This is a genomic window from Paenibacillus sp. FSL H7-0918 (assembly GCF_038007025.1).
In the GTDB taxonomy this organism is placed as follows: domain Bacteria; phylum Bacillota; class Bacilli; order Paenibacillales; family Paenibacillaceae; genus Paenibacillus_AQ; species Paenibacillus_AQ odorifer.
In genome coordinates this window covers 309,064-329,508 of the sequence record NZ_JBBOWJ010000002.1, presented here as the reverse complement: position 1 = coordinate 329,508, position 20,445 = coordinate 309,064, and the positions used below count along the sequence as shown (strand labels likewise).

At 45.1% G+C, this 20,445-nt stretch carries 23 protein-coding genes; 17 read left to right on the top strand and 6 right to left on the bottom strand.

Features of this window, described 5'->3' with window-relative positions; translation table 11 throughout:
* The first annotated feature begins 82 nt into the window (after positions 1-82).
* From MHI15_RS15415 to MHI15_RS15370, 10 genes are all read left to right on the top strand, one after another.
* Positions 83-604, top strand: coding sequence for a YqeG family HAD IIIA-type phosphatase (locus MHI15_RS15415; RefSeq protein ID WP_036675921.1), 522 nt, complete (start codon positions 83-85; stop codon positions 602-604).
* A gap of 2 nt (positions 605-606) precedes the next feature.
* The gene (gene yqeH / locus MHI15_RS15410; RefSeq protein WP_076125182.1) at positions 607-1,734 is read left to right on the top strand and encodes a ribosome biogenesis GTPase YqeH; all 1,128 of its coding nucleotides are present in this window, start codon (positions 607-609) and stop codon (positions 1,732-1,734) included.
* A 71-nt stretch (positions 1,735-1,805) separates the two neighbouring features.
* Positions 1,806-2,624, top strand: coding sequence for a shikimate dehydrogenase (gene aroE / locus MHI15_RS15405; RefSeq protein ID WP_081386436.1), 819 nt, complete (start codon positions 1,806-1,808; stop codon positions 2,622-2,624).
* 67 nt (positions 2,625-2,691) lie between these two features.
* Positions 2,692-2,985, top strand: coding sequence for a ribosome assembly RNA-binding protein YhbY (gene yhbY, locus MHI15_RS15400; RefSeq protein ID WP_036675703.1), 294 nt, complete (start codon positions 2,692-2,694; stop codon positions 2,983-2,985).
* A gap of 36 nt (positions 2,986-3,021) precedes the next feature.
* The gene (locus tag MHI15_RS15395; RefSeq protein ID WP_076125178.1) at positions 3,022-3,624 is read left to right on the top strand and encodes a nicotinate-nucleotide adenylyltransferase; all 603 of its coding nucleotides are present in this window, start codon (positions 3,022-3,024) and stop codon (positions 3,622-3,624) included.
* Entirely contained in the window at positions 3,596-4,174 is a 579-nt protein-coding gene (yqeK, locus tag MHI15_RS15390; RefSeq protein ID WP_076125176.1) for a bis(5'-nucleosyl)-tetraphosphatase (symmetrical) YqeK, read from the top strand. Before MHI15_RS15395 ends, yqeK begins: the two co-directional genes overlap by 29 nt.
* Positions 4,171-4,518, top strand: coding sequence for a ribosome silencing factor (gene rsfS, locus MHI15_RS15385; RefSeq protein ID WP_036675699.1), 348 nt, complete (start codon positions 4,171-4,173; stop codon positions 4,516-4,518). The genes yqeK and rsfS overlap by 4 nt, the downstream gene beginning before the upstream one ends.
* Positions 4,515-5,438 (top strand): CvfB family protein, encoded by a 924-nt coding sequence (locus MHI15_RS15380; RefSeq protein WP_036675697.1) that lies wholly within the window; start codon positions 4,515-4,517, stop codon positions 5,436-5,438. The genes rsfS and MHI15_RS15380 overlap by 4 nt, the downstream gene beginning before the upstream one ends.
* A 55-nt stretch (positions 5,439-5,493) precedes the next feature.
* On the top strand, positions 5,494-6,264 hold the full coding sequence (locus tag MHI15_RS15375; RefSeq protein ID WP_038569469.1) for a class I SAM-dependent DNA methyltransferase: 771 nt from the start codon (positions 5,494-5,496) through the stop codon (positions 6,262-6,264).
* 36 nt (positions 6,265-6,300) lie between these two features.
* A complete protein-coding gene (locus MHI15_RS15370) occupies positions 6,301-6,462 on the top strand; it encodes a hypothetical protein (protein ID WP_175623606.1) in 162 nt (53 codons plus the stop codon).
* A gap of 441 nt (positions 6,463-6,903) precedes the next feature.
* Here the strand turns inward: MHI15_RS15370 and MHI15_RS15365 are convergent, their stop codons facing one another.
* The 3 genes from MHI15_RS15365 to MHI15_RS15355 all read right to left on the bottom strand — a co-directional run bounded on the left by MHI15_RS15365 (position 6,904) and on the right by MHI15_RS15355 (position 8,488).
* Positions 6,904-7,104, bottom strand: coding sequence for a hypothetical protein (locus MHI15_RS15365; RefSeq protein WP_076282309.1), 201 nt, complete (start codon positions 7,102-7,104; stop codon positions 6,904-6,906).
* A gap of 137 nt (positions 7,105-7,241) precedes the next feature.
* Entirely contained in the window at positions 7,242-7,400 is a 159-nt protein-coding gene (locus tag MHI15_RS15360; RefSeq protein ID WP_036675694.1) for a hypothetical protein, read from the bottom strand.
* Positions 7,401-7,531: 131 nt separating this feature from the next.
* Positions 7,532-8,488, bottom strand: coding sequence for an ArsR/SmtB family transcription factor (locus tag MHI15_RS15355; protein WP_036675692.1), 957 nt, complete (start codon positions 8,486-8,488; stop codon positions 7,532-7,534).
* A gap of 424 nt (positions 8,489-8,912) precedes the next feature.
* On the opposite strand from MHI15_RS15355, the gene MHI15_RS15350 reads away from it, so the two are divergent.
* The 5 genes from MHI15_RS15350 to MHI15_RS15330 are packed head-to-tail and all read left to right on the top strand — an operon-like array spanning position 8,913 to position 14,271.
* A complete protein-coding gene (locus MHI15_RS15350; protein WP_370510820.1) occupies positions 8,913-10,235 on the top strand; it encodes an arabinan endo-1,5-alpha-L-arabinosidase in 1,323 nt (440 codons plus the stop codon).
* Positions 10,232-11,707 (top strand): alpha-N-arabinofuranosidase, encoded by a 1,476-nt coding sequence (locus tag MHI15_RS15345; protein WP_076125169.1) that lies wholly within the window; start codon positions 10,232-10,234, stop codon positions 11,705-11,707. The genes MHI15_RS15350 and MHI15_RS15345 overlap by 4 nt, the downstream gene beginning before the upstream one ends.
* A 4-nt stretch (positions 11,708-11,711) precedes the next feature.
* The gene (locus MHI15_RS15340) at positions 11,712-11,984 is read left to right on the top strand and encodes a DUF6171 family protein (protein WP_076125168.1); all 273 of its coding nucleotides are present in this window, start codon (positions 11,712-11,714) and stop codon (positions 11,982-11,984) included.
* Between the two features lie 31 nt (positions 11,985-12,015).
* Positions 12,016-13,293 carry a glycoside hydrolase family 27 protein gene (locus MHI15_RS15335; protein ID WP_339248756.1) on the top strand — a complete coding sequence of 426 codons (1,278 nt, stop codon included), beginning with the start codon at positions 12,016-12,018 and terminating at the stop codon, positions 13,291-13,293.
* Between the two features lie 12 nt (positions 13,294-13,305).
* Positions 13,306-14,271: a glycoside hydrolase family 43 protein gene (locus MHI15_RS15330; protein ID WP_076125166.1), complete on the top strand. Its 966-nt coding sequence runs from the start codon at positions 13,306-13,308 to the stop codon at positions 14,269-14,271.
* Between the two features lie 81 nt (positions 14,272-14,352).
* Here the strand turns inward: MHI15_RS15330 and MHI15_RS15325 are convergent, their stop codons facing one another.
* Positions 14,353-14,880, bottom strand: a complete 528-nt coding sequence (locus MHI15_RS15325) for a hypothetical protein (protein WP_076220854.1) — start codon at positions 14,878-14,880, stop codon at positions 14,353-14,355.
* A 235-nt stretch (positions 14,881-15,115) separates the two neighbouring features.
* On the opposite strand from MHI15_RS15325, the gene MHI15_RS15320 reads away from it, so the two are divergent.
* A complete protein-coding gene (locus tag MHI15_RS15320) occupies positions 15,116-17,791 on the top strand; it encodes a YhgE/Pip domain-containing protein (RefSeq protein ID WP_076303802.1) in 2,676 nt (891 codons plus the stop codon).
* Positions 17,792-17,873: 82 nt separating this feature from the next.
* Here the strand turns inward: MHI15_RS15320 and MHI15_RS15315 are convergent, their stop codons facing one another.
* Positions 17,874-18,848: an aldo/keto reductase family protein gene (locus tag MHI15_RS15315; protein WP_076280513.1), complete on the bottom strand. Its 975-nt coding sequence runs from the start codon at positions 18,846-18,848 to the stop codon at positions 17,874-17,876.
* A gap of 66 nt (positions 18,849-18,914) precedes the next feature.
* On the opposite strand from MHI15_RS15315, the gene MHI15_RS15310 reads away from it, so the two are divergent.
* The gene (locus tag MHI15_RS15310) at positions 18,915-19,622 is read left to right on the top strand and encodes an SGNH/GDSL hydrolase family protein (RefSeq protein WP_445668005.1); all 708 of its coding nucleotides are present in this window, start codon (positions 18,915-18,917) and stop codon (positions 19,620-19,622) included.
* 41 nt (positions 19,623-19,663) lie between these two features.
* On the opposite strand, the gene MHI15_RS15305 is transcribed toward MHI15_RS15310, so the two are convergent.
* Positions 19,664-20,434: a DeoR/GlpR family DNA-binding transcription regulator gene (locus MHI15_RS15305; RefSeq protein ID WP_076130709.1), complete on the bottom strand. Its 771-nt coding sequence runs from the start codon at positions 20,432-20,434 to the stop codon at positions 19,664-19,666.
* Positions 20,435-20,445: the final 11 nt, after the last annotated feature.

Below are 20,445 nucleotides of genomic sequence, written 5' to 3'. Positions count from 1 at the left end.
TGCGTGAAAGTATAGCTACAGATTTATTTGCGATGCGCAAGGAGTATGTTATAGTTTTTTGTATGAAATCGAGGTGAACGTATTGTTTGAAATGTTAGTTCCCAAACTCCGGGTGAATACGGTATTCGATATTGCTCTGGACGAGCTGTATAGACAGGGATATCGCGGAATCATCACGGATCTGGATAACACACTGGTCGGTGCCAAAGCGCCTGTGGCTACTCCGGAGCTGTTGTTATGGTTCGAAAAGGTGAAGGAACTGGGCTTTAAGCTCATCATCGTATCTAACAATAACATGGAACGGGTGTCCCGCTTTGCAACACCGCTTAATATTGAATTTGTGCACCAGGCTCGTAAACCGAGTAATGCTCCTTTTCTCAAAGCGATGAAGCAGATGGAGCTGCCCCCTGAACAAACGATTGTGGTGGGAGACCAAATGCTTACTGATGTATACGGCGGCAATCGCCTTGGCCTGTATACTGTTTTGGTACTGCCAATCTCCGTCAAGGACGAGGGGTTCGGCACAAGGTTTAATCGCCGGGTAGAGCGGGTTGCTCTGACACGGCTTCGCAAAAAAGGATTGTGGCACGAGGAGGATAAATAGTAATGAACGAACAAAGCGAAACACAGCGTCCTGAGAAGTGCAGCGGTTGCGGCATCAAGCTTCAGACGGAGCATAAGGATCAACCAGGATATCTTCCGGAGGTTGCACTTGAACGGGACCCGGTGATTTGCCAACGCTGTTTCCGGATTAAAAATTATAATGAGGCTTCATCTGTTTCGGTGAATCAGGATGAATTTCTTCGCCTGCTGAGTGGAGTAGGAGAGAAGAATGCGCTTGTTATTCATATTGTCGATATCTTCGATTTCGAAGGCAGTCTGATTTCCGGCCTGCAGCGGTTTGTTGGCAATAACCCTGTTATTCTTGCAGTGAATAAATGTGACTTGCTGCCGAAGGTTACAAACTGGAACAAGTTGCGTAACTGGATGCAGCAGCGCTGTAAAGAGGAAGGCTTGCGGACGGCTGAAATCGTACTTTGCAGTGCGAAACGCAATCAAGGTTTTGACCGTTTGCTGGAAGCCGTAACGGAGTTGCGCGGTCAACGCGACGTATATGTAGTGGGTGCTACCAATGTGGGCAAATCCACACTTATTAATCGTCTGATTTCGGACTATAGCGATTTAGAGCAGGAGTTAACGACTTCACGTTACCCTGGCACAACACTCGATACGGTCAAAATTCCACTGGATGACGGCCACTACATTATAGATACTCCAGGGATTGTGTATCCTTGGCGTTATAGTGAATTAGTTGAGCGTCAGGATCTGGATGCAGTTATGCCTGCCAATCCTTTGAAGCCGACAGTCTATCAGTTGAACGAAGGACAGACTCTTTTCTTCGGTGGATTGGGACGTTTTGATTTCGTACAAGGCCCGCATCAATCCTTCACTTGCTTTATTAGTGGTACTTTAAAAATCCATCGCACGAAGCTGGAACGCGCAGATTCCCTCTATCAGGATCATCGCGGTGAAATGCTGTCTCCACCGGGAAGTGACCGGATGGACAAGCTGCCACCTTGGCAGCGGCATGAGTTCCGGATTAACCGGGGCAGCAGAGCCGATCTGTATATTTCGGGTCTGGGCTGGATTAAGGTTAATGGAACTGAAGGTGCAGTTGTGGCCATTCATGTTCCGCGTGGTGTGAAGGTGCTTACCCGCCCTTCGATGATTTAACGAGGGAGGATAATCTATTGTCTACAACTGCAGTCGAAGGCTACAATAGCGGAAATATTCTACTCGGTGTAATGGGAGATCCTATTATACAATCCAAATCTCCAATTATGCATGAAGCAGCGCTGCAAGCGCTGGGAATTCCGGGTGCTTATGTACCGCTTCACATCCGCCCGGAGAAGCTGGGCGATGCGGTGCAAGCGATCCGTACGCTTGGTTTCCGTGGAGTGAATGTGACGATTCCGCATAAGGTTGCGGTGATGCAATATTTGGATGTATTAGATGAGAGTGCAGTAGCCGTTGGTGCAGTCAATACGATTGTTAATGATAACGGAGTGCTCACCGGATATAATACGGATGGGATCGGTTATGTGCGTTCGCTCAAAGCGGAAGCTATTTCTGATTTGTCTGGTGTGAAGATTATGGTTATCGGGGCCGGTGGAGCAGCAAGAGGAATTGTTGCCGCACTACTTCAGGAGAAGCCTTCTTCAATCATTATTGCTAATCGCAGTGTTGATAAGGCAGAGGACTTGGCGTCACAGTGCCGGAGCAAAGGGAATGTCATCGGGATTAGCATGAACGAAGTAGCAGAAATGCTAAGTGGTGTAGACGTGCTGATCAATACTACCTCCGTAGGTATGTATCCTCATATGGATGAGACACCGATAGATCCTGGACTGCTTCGTAAAGGAATGGTCGTAAGCGATCTGATTTATAATCCGCTGCGTACGCGGCTATTGTTGGAAGGACTCGAACGGGGCTGTACGATTCATGGAGGCCTTGGTATGTTTGTCTATCAGGGAGCTTATGCACTGGAGTATTGGACAGGGCAGCCTGCGCCTACGGAAATCATGCGGCAGACCATTCTCGATTGCTTGGGTGGAAATGAGTAAGAAATGGATTCATCAAGTTAGGGTAATAATAGGTAATAATATATGTTAATTAAGGAGTTATTCATTTATGTTAACTGGTAAACAAACACGGTATCTTCGTTCATTGGCGCACCATCTCGATCCTATTTTTCAAGTGGGCAAAGGTGGAGTAAATGATCACCTCGTACGCCATATTGAAGAAGCTATTGAGAAGCGCGAGCTTATGAAGATTAGTATACTGAGCAATAATATTGAGAATCCCAAGGAAATTGGCGCTGCTCTGGCTGAACAATCGGGTTCTGAGCTTGTGCAAGTGATCGGTAAGACTGTCGTTCTATACAAAGAATCACGTGATAACAAAACCATTGAGCTGCCGCGTTAATAGCTGTAAGTATACCTTACCGAGGAGGTCGTCCTCTTGAAAGTTGGAATTATGGGAGGTACCTTTGATCCTCTTCATATCGGTCATATGATGGCAGCGGAAGCCGCAAGAGATACTTATGGGCTGCAAGAGGTATGGTTTATGCCTTCACATATCCCGCCTCATAAACATGAGGCGGGTGTATCTGGAGAAGACCGACTAGCCATGGTGCAGGAAGCGGTGAAGAATCACGAAGCTTTTTGCACATTAGATTGGGAAGTTGTCAGAGGTGGCGTCTCCTATACCTATGAGACCATAAGACGTCTGCAAGAGGAGTATCCGCATTTCGATCTTTATTTCATCATTGGAGCGGATATGGTTCAGTATTTGCCGAAATGGAACGAGATTGAAGAACTGGTGCAGCGGCTTACATTTATTGGTGTGGGTCGTCCGGGGACACCTCTTGATCTAGATGCATTGCCAGACTTTATAGCAAAAAAGGTATTGCTTGCAGATATGCCACTGGTTGATATTTCGTCAACGATGTTAAGAGAACGGGCGGCAGCAGGTAAATCTATTCGTTATATGGTTCCAGAGGCAGTGTTCGATTATGTTCAAAGGAGTGGATTGTATGGCATACAGCCGCGAAGCACTGATTGAAGCGGTCTCCGCACAGATGCCTGATAAGCGCTGGAAGCATACACTCGGCGTGATGGAGACATCTATTCAACTGGCGAAGCAATATGGTGCTGACCCTGAGCGTGCAGAGACAGCAGCAATTCTGCATGATGTGGCTAAGTATTGGCCGGTTGAGCGTATGAAGGAGATCATTGAACAAAATCAATTAAATTTGGATCTTCTGGTGTATGACAAGCAGATGTGGCATTCGGAAGTAGGCGCCTTTGTAGCTGAGAAAGACTATGGGATTACGGATCCTGATATTATCAATGCGATTCGTTTCCATACCTCAGGCCGTGAAGACATGAGTTTACTTGAAAAGATCGTCTGCCTAGCTGACTACATCGAGCCTGGGCGTGATTTTCCCGGGGTTGATAAGATACGCGAGAAGGCACAAGTAAGTTTGGAAGAAGGATTAGTCGCTGGGTTCGATTCTACGATTAGTTTGTTACTGGAGAAACGCCGGGTGATTTTCCCCTTAACGGTACTGGCGCGTAATGATTTAGTTAGAATATTGGAGGATAAAATATGAGTGTACAACCAAGCAAGCTGTTAGAACTGGCCCTTAAGGCTGTTGAAGATAAAAAAGCAATGAACGTCGTGGCACTAGATCTACGTAATGTTTCACCAATCAGTGATTACTTTATCGTATGTCACGGTAACTCGGATATTCAGGTACAGGCGATCGCTACCGAAGTCCGTAAAGTGGTTCATGAAGCAGGCGGAGTGATCAAAGGGATTGAAGGCATGGATTCAGCACGCTGGGTGCTGATGGATCTTGGCGATGTTATCGTTCATATATTCCACCGCGATGAGCGTGAATATTACAATATCGAGCGTCTGTGGTCCGATGCCAAGGTTGTGGAGACTGTATGAGCCTGATTGCAGGAACTACGGTTACACTTCATGTAGAGCGGGAAGTTTCCCCATACGGATTTTTTCTGAATGCTGGAGACCAGGATGTTATGCTGCATTATACGGAGCTGACAGAGAAGGTAAAAGCCGGCGATAAAGTTGAAGTTTTCATTTTCTTTGATACCGAGGACCGTCTTGCGGCAACGATGAAAAAACCATTTCTGACGCTGGGCGAGATGGCGTTATTGGAAGTGGCTGATATTCATCCGCGTCTGGGCTGCTTTTTGGAGATGGGTCTTGGACGTCAGCTGCTGCTGCCTATCCGTGAGCTTCCAGAGCTTCCAGAGCTGCGTCCGCAGGTTGGGGACTATGTGTTTGCGATCATGGAGCATGATAAACAGGGGCGTCTGCGTGCCAAGCTGGCCGGAGAACAGGAGCTTGCTCCTCTAGCTCTGCCTGCACCTGAATCTTGGATGGGACAGACTGTAACAGCCCGAGTGTATAAGCCGCTGCAAATGGGTACTTTTGTACTTGTGGATGCGGGTGTGCTAGGCTTTGGGATTATCGGTATGGTCCATTCCTCGGAGCGGAGCCGTCTGCTGCGTCTTGGTGAGCAGTTTGAAGCACGTGTCTCTCATATCCGTGAAGATGGACGTGTTAACCTTTCTATGGGTCTTCGTAAAGAAGTGGGGATGGATGTAGATTCCGCCGCACTTTTGGAGTTCTTAAATGCTCGTCCAGGTGGAGCGATGCCTTATTCGGATGCTACGCCGCCAGATATTATCAAACAACGGTTCGGAATCAGTAAATCCGCCTTCAAGCGTGCACTTGGGAAGCTGATGAAGGAAGGCCATATTACTCAAAAAGAGAACTGGACGTATCTTGTTGCTAAGGATAATGAAGAAGGAACAACCGAAGGGCAAGAAGAAACGACGGATTAAGCTACGATTCAATAGACGGAATTTATAAAATGTTGTTATAGAAAGCGGTGTAATTGTGTCTTCCTATGGGAAATTTGCTTATGTATACGATGAGCTTATGGCAGATATGCCGTATCCAGATTGGATATCCTTTGCTGAAGCCGCATGGAGTAAATACGGCAAACCGTTAACTGTAGCCGAGCTTGGCTGCGGAACAGGAAGTATTACAATTCCTTTGGCGGGTTCAGGATATCATATGACCGGAATCGATTTATCTTCTGATATGCTCTCAGTGGCACAGCGCAAAATGGAGGAGCATCCCCAGGGACGGCGTTTTTTGCGCGAAGGCAGTGTTCGTTGGATTAGACAAAACATGAAGGAATGGGAGCTTCCGGAGCTGGTGGATTCTGTAATTTCCTTTTGTGATTGTCTGAATTATGTGTTGGAAGAGGATGACATCAGCGCAGTTTTTGCCAGTACCTATGCAGGGTTAAAGCAAGGCGGAACCTTCCTGTTCGATGTGCATCATCCAAACACACTAATTCGTTATGAAGAAGAACAGCCCTTTATTCTGGACGAGCCATCTGTTTCTTATATTTGGACTTGTGAGATGGATGTTCCACGCCGCGAAATTGAACATCATCTGTCCATTTTTGCCCGTGAAGACGGACATAGCGATCGCTATCGCCGATTCGAAGAGACCCATATTCAGCGCGCCTACGATCCTAACTGGATGAAGGAAGAGCTGCTTAAGGCTGGGTTTAGTGATGTGAAGATCTACGCCGATTTCGAGTGGGTAGAGGCAGAAGATGATGCTGAACGATTATTTTATGTAGCTATAAAATAATTATTCAAAATGTTAAGAGGGGCTGTCCCATAAGCTATGAAAATAGCTGCTGGGACAGCCCCTTTTTTTGACTTTAGCTTATTGCTGGGGGAAGCGAGTGGAATGCTGCTGTTGGAAGCACCTAGGTTGACGCTGCCGGAAACAAGTAGGTTGCCGCTATTGAATGCTCATGCATTGCCGCTTTGCGGAAGCGTGTAGGTTCCCGCAATCGAATGCTCTTGCATTACCGCTTTGCGGAAGCGTGTAGGTTGCCGCTATCGAATGCTCATATATGCCCATTGCGGAAGCGTGTGGGTTGCCGCTCTCGAATGCTCATGCATTACCGATTGCGGAAGCGTGTGGATTCCCGCTATCGAATGCTCATGCATTACCCTTTACGGAAGCGTGTGGGTTTTCACTACCCATCACGCATGCATGCACAAGTACCATCAGATATACGTATTAGTAGTAGCGATCGGACCCAGCGGACCTTATACGCAGCATTTTCCAATATTTTGGGTGCTATCGGACTCCATTGCAGCTATTGGCTTGAAAAACGTCCAATATTGGTCTTTTTCCAATGGATAGCGTCACTGGAGTCCGAAAACATGCTCCAAGAGCTAAAAATATGCAAATAACGTCATCTGGGTCCGTAAGCCGCTAAGCCGCGTAAGTCACGTAAGCCGCGTAAGTCACGTAAGCCACGTAAGCCGCTAAGCCGCGTAAGTCACGTAAGCCGCGTAAGCCACGTAAGTCACGTAAGCCGCGTAAGTCACGTAAGCCACGTAAGCCACGTAAGCCACGTGAGATACGTGAGATGATGGAGACAAGGTTGGAGCAACCAGCCAGCGCCCCAAACAAAAACAGCGCTTCTCCGATATCAGGAGAAGCGCTGTTTTTTTTATGACATCATTTGTTGGAGCAGCTTGTAATTGCGCCAACATAAGAAATACAAAATAAACCGGGCAGTGTTCATACCACCCGGCATCTTCCAATCCTTACCGATGCTCAAACAGATCAATGGCACCCAATACGACATGAGCCAGACCAAATCCAAGTACGCCTGTTGCTGCCATCTTATACTTGCTTCCAAGAAAAGCGGCGCTAGAAGCGGTTACGACGGTTCCAAGAACAGCGGGAATTAGACCTTCACGCATTCGAAACACTCCTTCTCGGTGGTTTGGGAGACAAAGTTATTATGGTTCAATATCGAAAAAATATACGAAGCACAAAAAGACCCTAAATCAGCGTTAGCTGAATCTAGGGTCTTTTTATTTAAGCGGGGTTGTTACTCTGCTATTATAACAGCGTTACGAGGGAGGCCCTCTCCAACTTCATGTACATCATACAACACACGTGCCAGTAGGTCCTGGCTATAATTGCCGAAATGTTTTCCGTAAATCGTGAGTCCACGTTTGTTTGTAGGCTTGTCGGTTACTGCGATACGGAAAGTGAGTTCACTCTTGTAATCCAATTGGATATCATCAAGGGTCACGTCAGAAATCCGACAGCCATCAATAAAGCTGCCTTCATTATTGATACGGATCAGCTTCAGCATACCGTATTGGTTTAGGTGCGGAGGCCACCAATCGGGGTTAAATGTTCCCCGGGTATCTCCGAAATCGCCAGGGCTAGTCCAGAATCCGATTTCAATTCCATTTAAATAGAAATAAAGGTCGGACGGATAGTTATCGTTAGACCCAGGAGCTTCAGAGCCGATCTCCATCGAGAACTGAATTTCGCGGAACGTTTGGTTGGCTTTAAGGTAGTTCGGAATTCTATATTCGAGGAACCCTTCAGCCATCCAAATAATTTCGGATTCAATTCGCTGCGGATCTGCAAAATAACGCGGCTCGTCGAAATCCCCGATGATGCTGTCTTTGGTAGCCAGTCCACAAGTTGGAACAGCCTGATAGTTGCTGTAATGACCTACTTGAATTTCTACTTCGTAAAGATTATCAACATCCTTGCTGCGAAGGTCAACAATAAGCTTGTCCTTATTTAAATAGCAGACCTTTTGAATACCGTGCTTACCCACTGATGTGTTTATCTCAATGAGACCGCTTTCTTCTAACTTTTTAATATGCATGGTGATGGCGCCGTTGCTGAGGTTCAGTTTCTTGGCAATTTCATTCAGGTTCAAGGCTTGATTGGTGGCAAGGAGCTCTAAAATGAGAATTCTGATTTCTGAGCTTAGTGCCTTAAAAATTTCTAATCCACTCATTAAATCTTTAATATAGATCATTTTATCAATACCTTCTTCCGATTACGTCATAAATTATACTATTTTATAAAATTATAAACTAATAAGGCATATAAATAAAGTATACTTCCTTATTTTGTAGAATGTACGAATATAAGAGGGATTTTTGGCATGATTTTTATTTGATTTAGTAAAATTTAAACATATAAAGAATTAATCTAAAGAAAAAGGCTGTTATTTCGCCCTAATTCATTTATTTCGAGTTTAATTTCATATAAATATAAAAAGGTTTATAGAAATATATTTACAAGGCTTTTTATATATGTTATTTTATATTGTAAGCGAATACATATTTTTTCATTTTAAATTTAATATTTATTGCTGTTCAATCTGTTGCTATTTCTGAGGTGATAATTTAATGGTAAAAAAAACATCAGATCTTGTCTTTCCAAGTTCCCCGGGGAACATGCCAATGTATGATCTATCAGTGATTGATATCGAGTCTTTATGGACGATTCACAACACACATGATCCAGGCATTATTAAAACAGATGAGGGTTACTATGTTTTTTCTACCGACATAAGAGTCGGAGGAGAATTACGTCCAGGCGTAATGGTTCGGAAATCACAGGATCTTATCCATTGGGAATGGGTTCATTATGCGCTGCCGGGAATTCCCCAAGTTGCGAAGGAATGGGCAGGGGCTACTAATTTATGGGCACCCGATGTGGTGAAATACGGTGAACAGTATCGAATGTATTACTCGGCCTCATCTTTCGGAAGTAGACAATCACTAATCGGACTTCAAACTTCAGCTTCTATTGAGGGACCTTGGACCGATGAAGGTGTAGTGATTCAGACGCGTGCTGAAGATTCACTGAATGCGATTGATGCCAATGTGCTTACGGATGCAGATGGGCGAATGTGGATGGTGTATGGTTCTTTTTTTGGTGGAATTCATATCATTGAGCTGAATGCGGAAACGGGCAAACCGAAGCAAGAAGGTTTTGGTACGCTGATCGCTAAACGGGATAACACCATTAAAGATGGAGCAGTTGAAGGACCGTACGTAGTGTATAACGAGCAATTCAAAAAATACTATTTGTTCGTCTCCTATGACTCTCTGTTTGAGGATTATAACGTTCGTGTCGCTCGTGCAGATACTATTACCGGCCCATATGTGGATTATAACGGACGAGATATGACTGATAGTGCGCATCAACCCCGATATGAGGTCGGCAATAAAATACTGGGTGGCTATCGCTTTGGACAAGATCCAGGTTGGATTGCTCCCGGCCATAACTCAGTTCTTCATGAGGATGGCAGCTATTATATAGTTCATCATGCACGTGGTGAAATCGATAAACATTGGTCCTATTTACAGATTCGTCGAATTCTGTGGACAGAGGATGGTTGGCCTGTTGTATCTCCAGAACGGTATGCGGGTGAAGTGGAACAGGATATTCCAGAACAGCTAATCGCAGGACAGTGGGAATGGATTGTAATGGACCCCTCAGCGGATGGCCAGATTCAGTCTGCCGTCATAAGTCTATCCTCTGACTTTAAGCTGGAAGGTGCGAATGGAAAGGGAAGCTGGTCTTTTGATGGATGCAGAGTCCTGACCTTGGTCTGGAATGATGTTGTCGAGGGTAGAGGCCGGATAGAGAAGGTGCAATTGCTTCCGTCATGGGATTGGGAGAAAGAAACTCAGACCCTTGTATTTACTGGATTAAATGAAAATGGAATTTCCATCTGGGGTAAGCAAAAGAATGGAGAAGAGAATAGATGACTACGATCAAGCTACATGCAGGTAAAGGAATTAATAAAATCAGCAAATATCTATATGGTCATTTTGCCGAGCATTTGGGCAGATGTATCTATGACGGGATCTATGTGGGGGAAGATTCACCGATTCCGAACACCAAGGGCTTCCGCAATGACATCCTAGCAGCACTCAAAAAAGTTAATATTCCTGTCCTTCGTTGGCCGGGGGGCTGTTTTGCCGATGAGTATCATTGGAAGGATGGCGTCGGTCCAAAAGAAACCCGTAAGCGGATGGTGAATACGCACTGGGGCGGTGTCGTCGAGAATAATCATTTTGGGACGCATGAATTTTTTGAATTATGTGAGCTGCTGGATTGTGAACCGTATATCTGCGGGAATGTTGGCAGTGGCACTGTTCAGGAGATGTCGGAGTGGGTTGAATATATGACCTTTGAAGGCGAATCACCGATGGCGGACTGGCGTCGTGAAAATGGGCGTGAAGAGCCGTGGAAGTTGAAGTATTTTGGTGTAGGTAATGAGAACTGGGGCTGCGGCGGCAATATGCGTCCAGAATATTATGCAGATTTGTACAGACGTTACCAGACATATGTGCGCAATTATGGTGAAAATCAGATCTATAGAATCGCTGGTGGCGCCAACGTTGATGATTATAATTGGACGGAAGTGCTAATGCGCGAAGCTGGACGGTTTATGGATGGTCTCAGTCTTCATTCGTATACGATTCCTGGAAGCTGGGAAGAGAAACGTTACGCTTTAGGTTTTGATGAAGCCGAATGGTTTGAGACTATGCAAAAAACCTTGCATATGGATGAATTGATTACTAAACATTCAGCGGTTATGGATAAATATGACCCGGATAAGCGGGTTGGAATGATTATAGATGAGTGGGGAACCTGGTTCTTAAGTGAACCTGGTACGAATCCAGGGTTCCTGTATCAGCAGAATACACTCAGAGATGCATTGGTAGCAGGGGTAACGCTGAATATTTTCCAAAAGCATAGCAGTCGTGTGCAAATGGCGAATTTGGCTCAAGTGGTCAATGTACTGCAGGCTCTTATCCTGACGGAGGGCGACAAGATGATTCTAACGCCTACCTATCATGTATTTGAAATGTACAAAGAGCATCAGGATAATGAACTGCTTGAAGTTACTATTGAGAGCCCTGATTATACGTTTGGGGAGCTTACAATTCCACAGATTAGCGTTTCTGCATCTCGTGATACGAATGGCAAAGTATATGTTTCACTCTGTAACCTGAGCCATAAGGACAGCGCATCGCTAAGTATTGGTATTGAAGAGGTTAGCTTTAGCAAAGTGACAGGTCAGATTTTAACGCATTCCGTGCTGGGAGCGCACAATACATTTGAGGCACCGGATACAGTTACTCCAGTAGCTTTTGAGGGTGCGTCTTTATTAGGTGAAAAGCTGAGCTGTGAGCTTCCACCTGCTTCCGTGGTAGTCTTGACTCTGGAATAACATCATGTCAGAGAACCAAGAAAAAAACCGTCGCTGCAAAAGCTGTGATGAGAACATGAGAATAAGCCCAGAAAAATTGGAGCGTTTAATAGAAATAGCCACTAGAGAAAGACCTTTAGCACCGGAGGAGCAATATTTGCAGCGTATTGAACATTGCCGAGATTGCTCTGGCCTGCAATTTGGTAGCACTTGCCGTTATTGTGGCTGTCTTGTAGAGGTAAGAACAAGATTGCAGGACTCTACTTGCCCTTATCCCTTGGCACCTCGCTGGGAGTGAATACTAAGTTTTTGAAAAGGACGTGAAAATCATCAAACAAAATTTGTTAGCTGCTACGCCCCCGATGGGCTGGAATAGTTGGGATTGTTACGGGGCCAGTGTAAATGAAGAAGAAGTAAGAGGCAATGCAGAATATATGGCTACCCATTTGAAGGACTTTGGTTGGGAATATGTAGTTGTGGATATTCAGTGGTATGAGCCTGGAGCGAATTCTTCGCAGTACCGCAACTTTGTACCGCTGGTTATGGATGAGTACTCCAGACTTCAACCTGCTGAGAACCGGTTTCCTTCCGCAGCGGGAGGCAAAGGGTTTGCGCCACTCGCTGAATATGTACATGGATTGGGTTTGAAATTCGGCATACACATTATGCGCGGAATCCCGCGTCAGGCTGCTCATGCGGCCAGTGCCATTCTAGGATCTGAGCAAACCGCACGCGATGTGGCTCACCCAAATTCTATTTGTCCATGGAATACGGATATGTATGGAGTAGATGCTTCAAAAGAAGGCAGTCAGGCGTATTATGACTCGCTGTTCCAGTTGTATGCCAGTTGGGGTGTGGATTATGTGAAAGTGGATGATATTGCCGCTTCACGCATTTATGGATATCACAAAGAAGAAGTTGCTATGATCCGTAAGGCTATTGACCGCAGTGGTCGCGAGATGGTGCTCAGTCTTTCGCCTGGACCTGCTCCAGTGGAAGAGGCTGAACACTTAGCCGGACACGCTAACCTTTGGAGAATGACCGATGATTACTGGGATCATTGGCATTTGCTGCGCGGGATGTTTGAGCGCTGTGAGAAATGGGCTCCTTATGTGCAGCCGGGCCATTGGCCGGATTGTGACATGCTTCCGTTAGGTCATCTGGGCATTCGTTCTGTAGATGGCGGGGGAGACCGGTTCACGCGGTTTACTCATGACGAGCAGGTCACCATGATGACACTATGGAGTATTTTCCGCTCCCCGTTAATGTTTGGAGGAGAACTTCGGGACAATGATGATTGGACATTATCTTTATTGACCAATAAGGAAGTGCTTCATCTGCATCGTTATGGTAAAGGCGGCAGACAGGTGGCGCTAAATGAGGAGCATGCGATCTGGACATCTGAGGATGAACAAGGTAACCATTATGTAGCTTTGTTTAATCTTAGCGATGAAGCTTTAACGCTTCAGGTGTCGTTCGAGCAGCTTAAGGTTTCAATTCCTAGTACTATACGTGATCTATGGCAAAGCCGCGATTTGGAAGTGGTTAACGAAGGTATTTCTCAAACTCTTCCACAGCATGGTTCTGTATTGTTAAAGTTTAAATAGAGGAGAGAGATTATGAATACGAGTGTAGAATATAAAAATCCATTGGTGGAGCAACGTGCTGATCCATGGGTATATAAACATACAGATGGTTATTACTACTTTATTGCTTCTGTCCCAGAATACGACCGGATCGAAGTACGGAGAGCAACAACAATCGAGGGATTGGCTGCTGCAGAACCGGTTGTAGCTTGGCGTAAATATGAGACGGGTCCGCTTAGTGCAAACATTTGGGCACCAGAGCTCCATTATATTGACGGGAAATGGTACATTTATTTCGCGGCGGCGCGTACTACGGAGACGAAGGATGGATTATTCGATCACCGTATGTTTGCTCTTGAGAATGAATCTGCCAATCCTTTAGAAGGAACATGGGTAGAAAAAGGCCAGGTAAAAACCGCTTGGGAATCCTTTGCATTGGATGCAACCACCTTTCAACACAAAGGAAAATTGTATTATGTATGGGCACAGAAGGATCTGAATATTGAGGGGAATTCTAACCTGTATATCTCGGAAATGAGTAATCCATGGACGCTAACCGGTCCTCAGACCATGATTGCTACTCCTGAATATGACTGGGAGATTATTGGGTACAAGGTAAACGAAGGAGCTGCAGTGCTTAAACGTAACGGCCGTATCTTTATCAGCTTCTCGGCTAGCGCTACGGACTTCAATTACTGCATGGGACTTTTGGTTGCAGATGAGGACAGCGACCTGCTGGATGCCACTTCATGGACCAAACTGCCGGAACCGGTATTCCAGACCAATGAAGAGAATGGACAATATGGACCGGGTCATAACAGCTTTACTGTAAATGAAAATGGGGAAGATGTACTCATCTACCACTGCCGCAATTATAAAGAAATTACCGGCGATCCGCTGTACGATCCGAACCGTCATACTCGTGCTCAAGTCTTCCATTGGAATGAAGATGGTACGCCGAATTTTGGGGTTCCCGTTAAGGATGCAGCTAAACAATAATTTGTTAAGGAAATAAAAAAAGAGGGTTACTTATAAGCCATTTACATGGCTGCTGAGTAACCCTCTTTCTTATGTTGCACCTTAAGGTATATATTGTTGAACGATAGAAGTAATTACGCCGTCCTGAATGGTGATGTGATACGGGAACTGGCTCAAGTCGATGACATCCGTTTTATTAAATTGATCCATAAATTGCTGTAAGGTGATGGACTCATTCCAGTTGATATCCAAGTCATCCATATTGCCAGTGTGATCAAAAATTTGCATCGTCACTGTGGCGTTATCCGCAATCGGATAAGTTGTCAGAGTATCAACATCATTTACAATATAATAACTGTCTGGAGCTCCGCCTATTTCTGCTGCAGCTTCTGGATCTCTTTCAGCAAAGATTCGATCGGCATCAGCACCCTGATACCAGTTTATTTCATCGGTCGTACCGGAGAGCTTGCCATGGTCGGATTCAATAGTATGAAAGTAAACTGTTTGATGCTGGGTCTTGTCACTATCTTGCGCATCTACCCGTGTTCCAATGGTACTTGCAGAAGTAATGAGGGAAAGAAACAACAGAACAACAACCGGTAACACATACGCTGACTTTTTCTTAAACATTATTAATCTCCCCCTTGAGATATGTAAGACGTTGTATAGAACTTATTACCCGCTCTGTTTTTTCTTAAACGGGTTTATATTACTCTTTACGTGAGAAGAGCAGTTTTTGTTGCATTTTTTTAAAAGTTTTTTTAAAAAGCAATGAGAAGTCATGAGTTTCCTAAAATGAATAGTAAAAGCTTGTCTCCTCGGGCATATTAAAATATCAAAACATGCAGATTAGGGGGAGCAGCGAATGGGCGGAATACTACGGATTTATAGGAACGATTGGCGTAATTTATTCAGAGTTCCTGTGGCCGTATTGCTGGTTGCCGCTTTGGTGGTATTGCCCTCCGTGTATGATTGGGTGAACGTTGCGTCAGTATGGGATCCTTATAGCAATACTTCTGGCATTAAAATTGCTGTTACCAGCTTAGATGAAGGTACTAAGGTGCAGGAGAAGGATTTTAATATCGGCAATGAGGTCATGGAAAGTCTTCGGAGCAATAAAAACTTGGGCTGGACCTTTGTAGATGCAGAGAGTGCACATAATGGTGTCAAACGCGGAGATTACTATGCCAGTATTGTTATCCCTGCTAATTTCTCCAAACGAATGACTGGAATTCTTGAAGGAACGATTGTGAAACCAGAGATCGAATATACCGTCAATGAGAAAATAAATGCGATTGCTCCTAAAATCACAGATAAAGGCGCCACTTCAATCACCACACAGATCAGTGAGAATTTCACGGAAACGATTAGTGAGACGGTATTTACTGTTTTAAGTCAAATTGATAAGGAATTTCAATCTGAATTGCCCATTATACGCAAGGTAGAAAAAGGATTGTTTAAATTAGAGGCGAGCCTGCCAGAAATTGAAACCGCAGGTAAACGTGTATTAAAAATTCAGGAAAATTGGCCGCAGATTCATGCCTCAGCAGAGCGTATTTCCACATTGGAGAATAAGCTGCCAGAGGTGGAAAAAGCGGGTGAGGCTTTAGAGAAAATTGCTGAGCATTGGCCGCAAATCGCGAGTACCTTAGATCATTTAGGGGGGCTACAGGACAAGCTGCCCAAGATTGAAGAAGCGGCACAGCTAATCATTCAACTTGATAACCATTATGGTGAAGTTGAACAGATCATGGCTCAGGCCTCGCAAGGTCTTACGGAAGCGCATAAAATCGTTAATGCTGCCTTAACAGCACTGCCTGAGGCAGAAAAGATTGCTACAGCCGGAAATGATTTTGTTCTGGAGCTTCAACAATTTTTGGAAAAGAGCAGTGCTGCATTTGAAGCTGTTCCAGCAGCTGTCAAACAGAATCTTAATCTCCTACAGCAAACGGAGAGCTCAGTGGTCAAGCTTGCTGAACAGTTAAAGGGAGAGGATAACGAGCCACAAGCTGTACGTGAGCAGTTGGAGTTACTCTCAGCACAGTTGGCTGCAGGAAGCAGCGTGATTGAACACACACTTTCTATGTTAAATGCATTGAACACATTTTCACCTGAAACAGTGTCTATTGCTGAGCTTGCGGCATTGAAAGGTGTAGACAGTGTTTTGAACAGTCAGAAGTCCTTGGTAAATGCTATGACGGCTGACCTTCAGAATAAGGATAACGCTGATTCCAGTGCAATTAACCAATTGTTCCTAAAGTCTGGTCTTGGGAAGCTGGCGATTGCGAAGCTTATCTCAGGATATGATTCGTCGACTATCCCTGCCATAAAAAATAAACTGGAGCAAATAACTTCGGCGGCAGATGTCACAGCCACCGCATTGCAGCAGGTGCCAGATCGTTTACCCGCGCTGGGTACCCTGCTGGAAGAGACAATGTCGGCGATTGAGTTCGGGCAGACAAGCTTAGCTAGTCTGCAGCAGGATTTGCCAGCTATACGCGAAGCGGTCCACACAGCAGCCAGTGGGGTTGCCGATCAGACCCAGGGCTTTGGTGCTTTCATCCGAGATACACTTCCGCTATTGGAGAGCAGCTTACCTACTGCTGGGGAAAAGATACAGCAAGCTGCGAATTTCGTGCGTCAGGATCTGCCTACTGTAGAAGAACGGGTTCATCAGGTCTCGGAGCTGATTCGTACAGGACTCCCCCGTGCAGACAAAGGAGTGGCGCTTGCCGCAGATTTGGTGAGAAATGATCTTCCAGTACTGGAAGACTCGATTCGAAAAGCCGCCTCCACGATCCGCCAAATTAAAGAAGAGATTGATCTGGGGGAAATTGCGCAACTGCTCGGAGGAGATATTAAGAGCAAAAGTGATTTTTTGGCCAATCCGGTAGTGTTAAAAGAGAATAAGTTATATCCCATTCCGAATTACGGCTCAGCAATGACTCCTTTTTATGTCGTACTTTCCTTATGGGTCGGAGGCACACTGCTTGTCTCTCTTCTCCGCACAGGTGTGGATACGGGGGGGCTAACGTACAAAAGATATCAATTGTATTTTGGCCGCCTGCTGACCTTCCTTACGGTGGGGATTCTTCAGGGGCTGGTGGCTGTCCTTGGCAACATTTTTATTTTGCACTGTTATGTGGTGAATAAGGTGTGGTTTGTACTTTTTGGAGTGTTAATCAGCATCGTGTTCGTAACCATTGTATTTACGCTTGTCGCTGTATTTGGCAACCTGGGAAAAGGAATAGCAATCGTGTTCATGGTGCTTCAATTCTCTAGCTCCGGCGGTACATTTCCGATTAGTACGACTGGGCGTTTTTTTCAAATATTAAATCCGTATATGCCGTTTACCTATGCAATTAGTCTGATGCGGGAGGCGGTTGGGGGAATTCTGCCGGAAGTGGCGATTCGTGATGTGATTTATTTGATTATCTTCGGTGTGCTGGCACTCTTGCTGGCATTACTCCTCAAGAAACCACTGGAGCCCTTTATCCATAAGGCTTCTGAACAAGCCGAAGAGTCTAAATTGATTTCTTAAAGAAAAAGAGGATGTGCCTAAGCCATGGTGATGGCTTTTGGCACAACCTCTTTTGTGTACTATATGGCAAGTGTGCAATAGGTTATCTTGCAGGAGCAAAATCAGCTACCGGCTTAAGAATCTCCTCGATTTGCTGTAAAGTATCTGCGGAGAGTACCGTATCTACAGCTTTGGCATTTTCTGCAACTTGCTCTGGTTTACTGGCACCAATTAATGCTGAACTTACACCAGGCTGGCGTAGAATCCATGCCAATGCCAATTGCGAAAGCTTCAGGTCTAAACTGTGAGCGAGTTCATCCAGCTGTCCAACCACAGACAACACATCATCACGGAGGTAGCTGGAGATCACACCATTAACTGAATTATCCGCTGCACGGGTTCCTGCTGGAGGTTGTTGCCCCGGTTTATATTTGCCAGTCAGAATTCCTTGCGCTAGAGGAGAGAAGACCACTTGGCCCAGCCCTTCACGCTGGGATACTTCAAGGACCTCGTCTTCAATATAACGTTCGAACATATTATAGATGGGTTGATTCGAGATCAGTGGACGCAGGTTCAGTCTGCGGCTGATACCAGCTGCATTGGAGATTTGGGCTGCGCTCCATTCGCTAACAGCGGAGTAGAGAATCTTACCTTGAGCCGTCAGATCATCCAGCGCGCGTAGAGTCTCCTCTACAGGGGTCTCTGTATCAAAGCGATGACAAAAATATACATCAATATAATCGGTGCCTAAGCGGCGGAGGCTGGCTTCACATTGCTCCATAATATGCTTCCGGGACAAACCACGGTTATTAACATCGTCTCCCATGGGGAAAAAGACCTTTGTACTTAGCACATAAGATGATCTTTCATAGGAGCGTAGAGCAGCACCCATCGCTTTTTCGCCTTCACCACGGTTATATGCATTAGCCGTATCAAAGAAATTGATACCGCATTCAAAAGCTTTGCTGATACAAGCATCGGCTGCCTTTTGCTCTGCTGCTGTTCCATATGTAAGCCAACTGCCTAGTCCGATCTCACTGATTTTGAGCCCTGAATTGCCTAGTCTTCTATATTTCATTTTTCTCTTTCCTCCTTGTATTCTATATGATAACTTTACTTGTATTATAGGAGACATTCAAGTTGAATGATTAATATACTAGTAATCAAGGAGATGAAAGATTCAATGACTAATCAAGCTACTAAAAAATCAAAAGTGATCTTATTTCAGGGTGACTCCATTACGGATGGGAATCGGGGTCGCGATGAAGACCCGAATCATATTCTTGGACATAGCTATGCGTATATCATTGGGGGCAAGCTAGGGAATGAGCGGGCAGAAGAGAATCTGGTATTCTATAACCGCGGAGTGAGTGGAGATCGAATCTCCGATTTATATGCACGCTGGAATGAAGATGCAATTAGCTTGCAGCCTGACATCATTAGTATATTGATTGGGGTTAACGATATTTGGAGAATGATGAAAGGGGAACCAAGTGGAGTTACGGACCGTTTTGAACGCGCTTACCGTCACGTACTTGAAGAAACACATGAAGTTCTGCCACATACGAAGCTGGTTTTATGTGAGCCTTTTATTTTAAATACCGGAGCTCCAGCTGAACAGTGGGCAGAATGGGAAGCGAAGATTACACATTATCAGGGAGTGGTTAAGCAGCTGTCTGAGCAATTTGATACGGTCTATGTACCTTTACAGGATGCTTTCAATGCAGCTGTGGAGAGAGCAGAAGCAGCCTACTGGCTGTGGGATGGCGTTCATCCGACGACTGCCGGGCATGATCTGATTGCTGGGGAATGGCTGAAGGTCGTCTTGGAAAGGGGTCTTTTAAACAACTAAGTTATAAAGTTATTATCTCTCTTTATCTATGCACCTGCTGATCACTCAGCGGGCGCATAGATAAGAGATACATGGTAATTATTTAAGAAATCGGTCCATTCCTCAGAAGGCTTCTGATCTGTAACAATATAATCCACTCTATCAAAGCTGAACAACTTAATGAACGCAGTCCGGTCAAATTTGGAGTGATCTACGAGCAGAACCACTTTATTTGCCTGCTGCTGCATAAGCACCTTCAGTTCACTTTCTTCTTCATTTGAATCACTTAGCCCGCCTGTCATGGACAATGCTTTACAGCTGAATATAGCTACATCCACATTATATTTTCGAATCGTCTGTGAAGCGGTATTTCCAACAAAGGAGCTGGTCTCGGGGCCTAAAATTCCACCTGTGGAAATTAGCTTTTGACCGGAGTGTTGGAATTCGGATAATACCACCAGAGAGTTCGTAATAATTGTCAGATTGTTTTTCTCCTCAATAATTCTACGCAAGGCTTCAAACACCGTTGAGCTCGTATCTGTCACCAAGCTGTCTCCATCATTGATTAATTGCAGTACATTATCGGCTATGATTCGCTTTGCTTCAATATTGACCTGATGTCTGCTGATGTAGGAAGGATCTTCATTGGTATGGGCGTTGAGAATGGCTCCACCATAATTTTTTTTGGCAAGACCTTCTTTGTCCAGTTTATCTAGATCCCGCCGAATGGTCTCTTCCGAGACGTTGAATTTTTGCGCTAGCTCTGCGACATGGACCTTCTTCTGTCTGTAAAGCTCTTTAATAATTAGATCCCGTCGTTCAAATGCTTTCATTCGTTCACTCA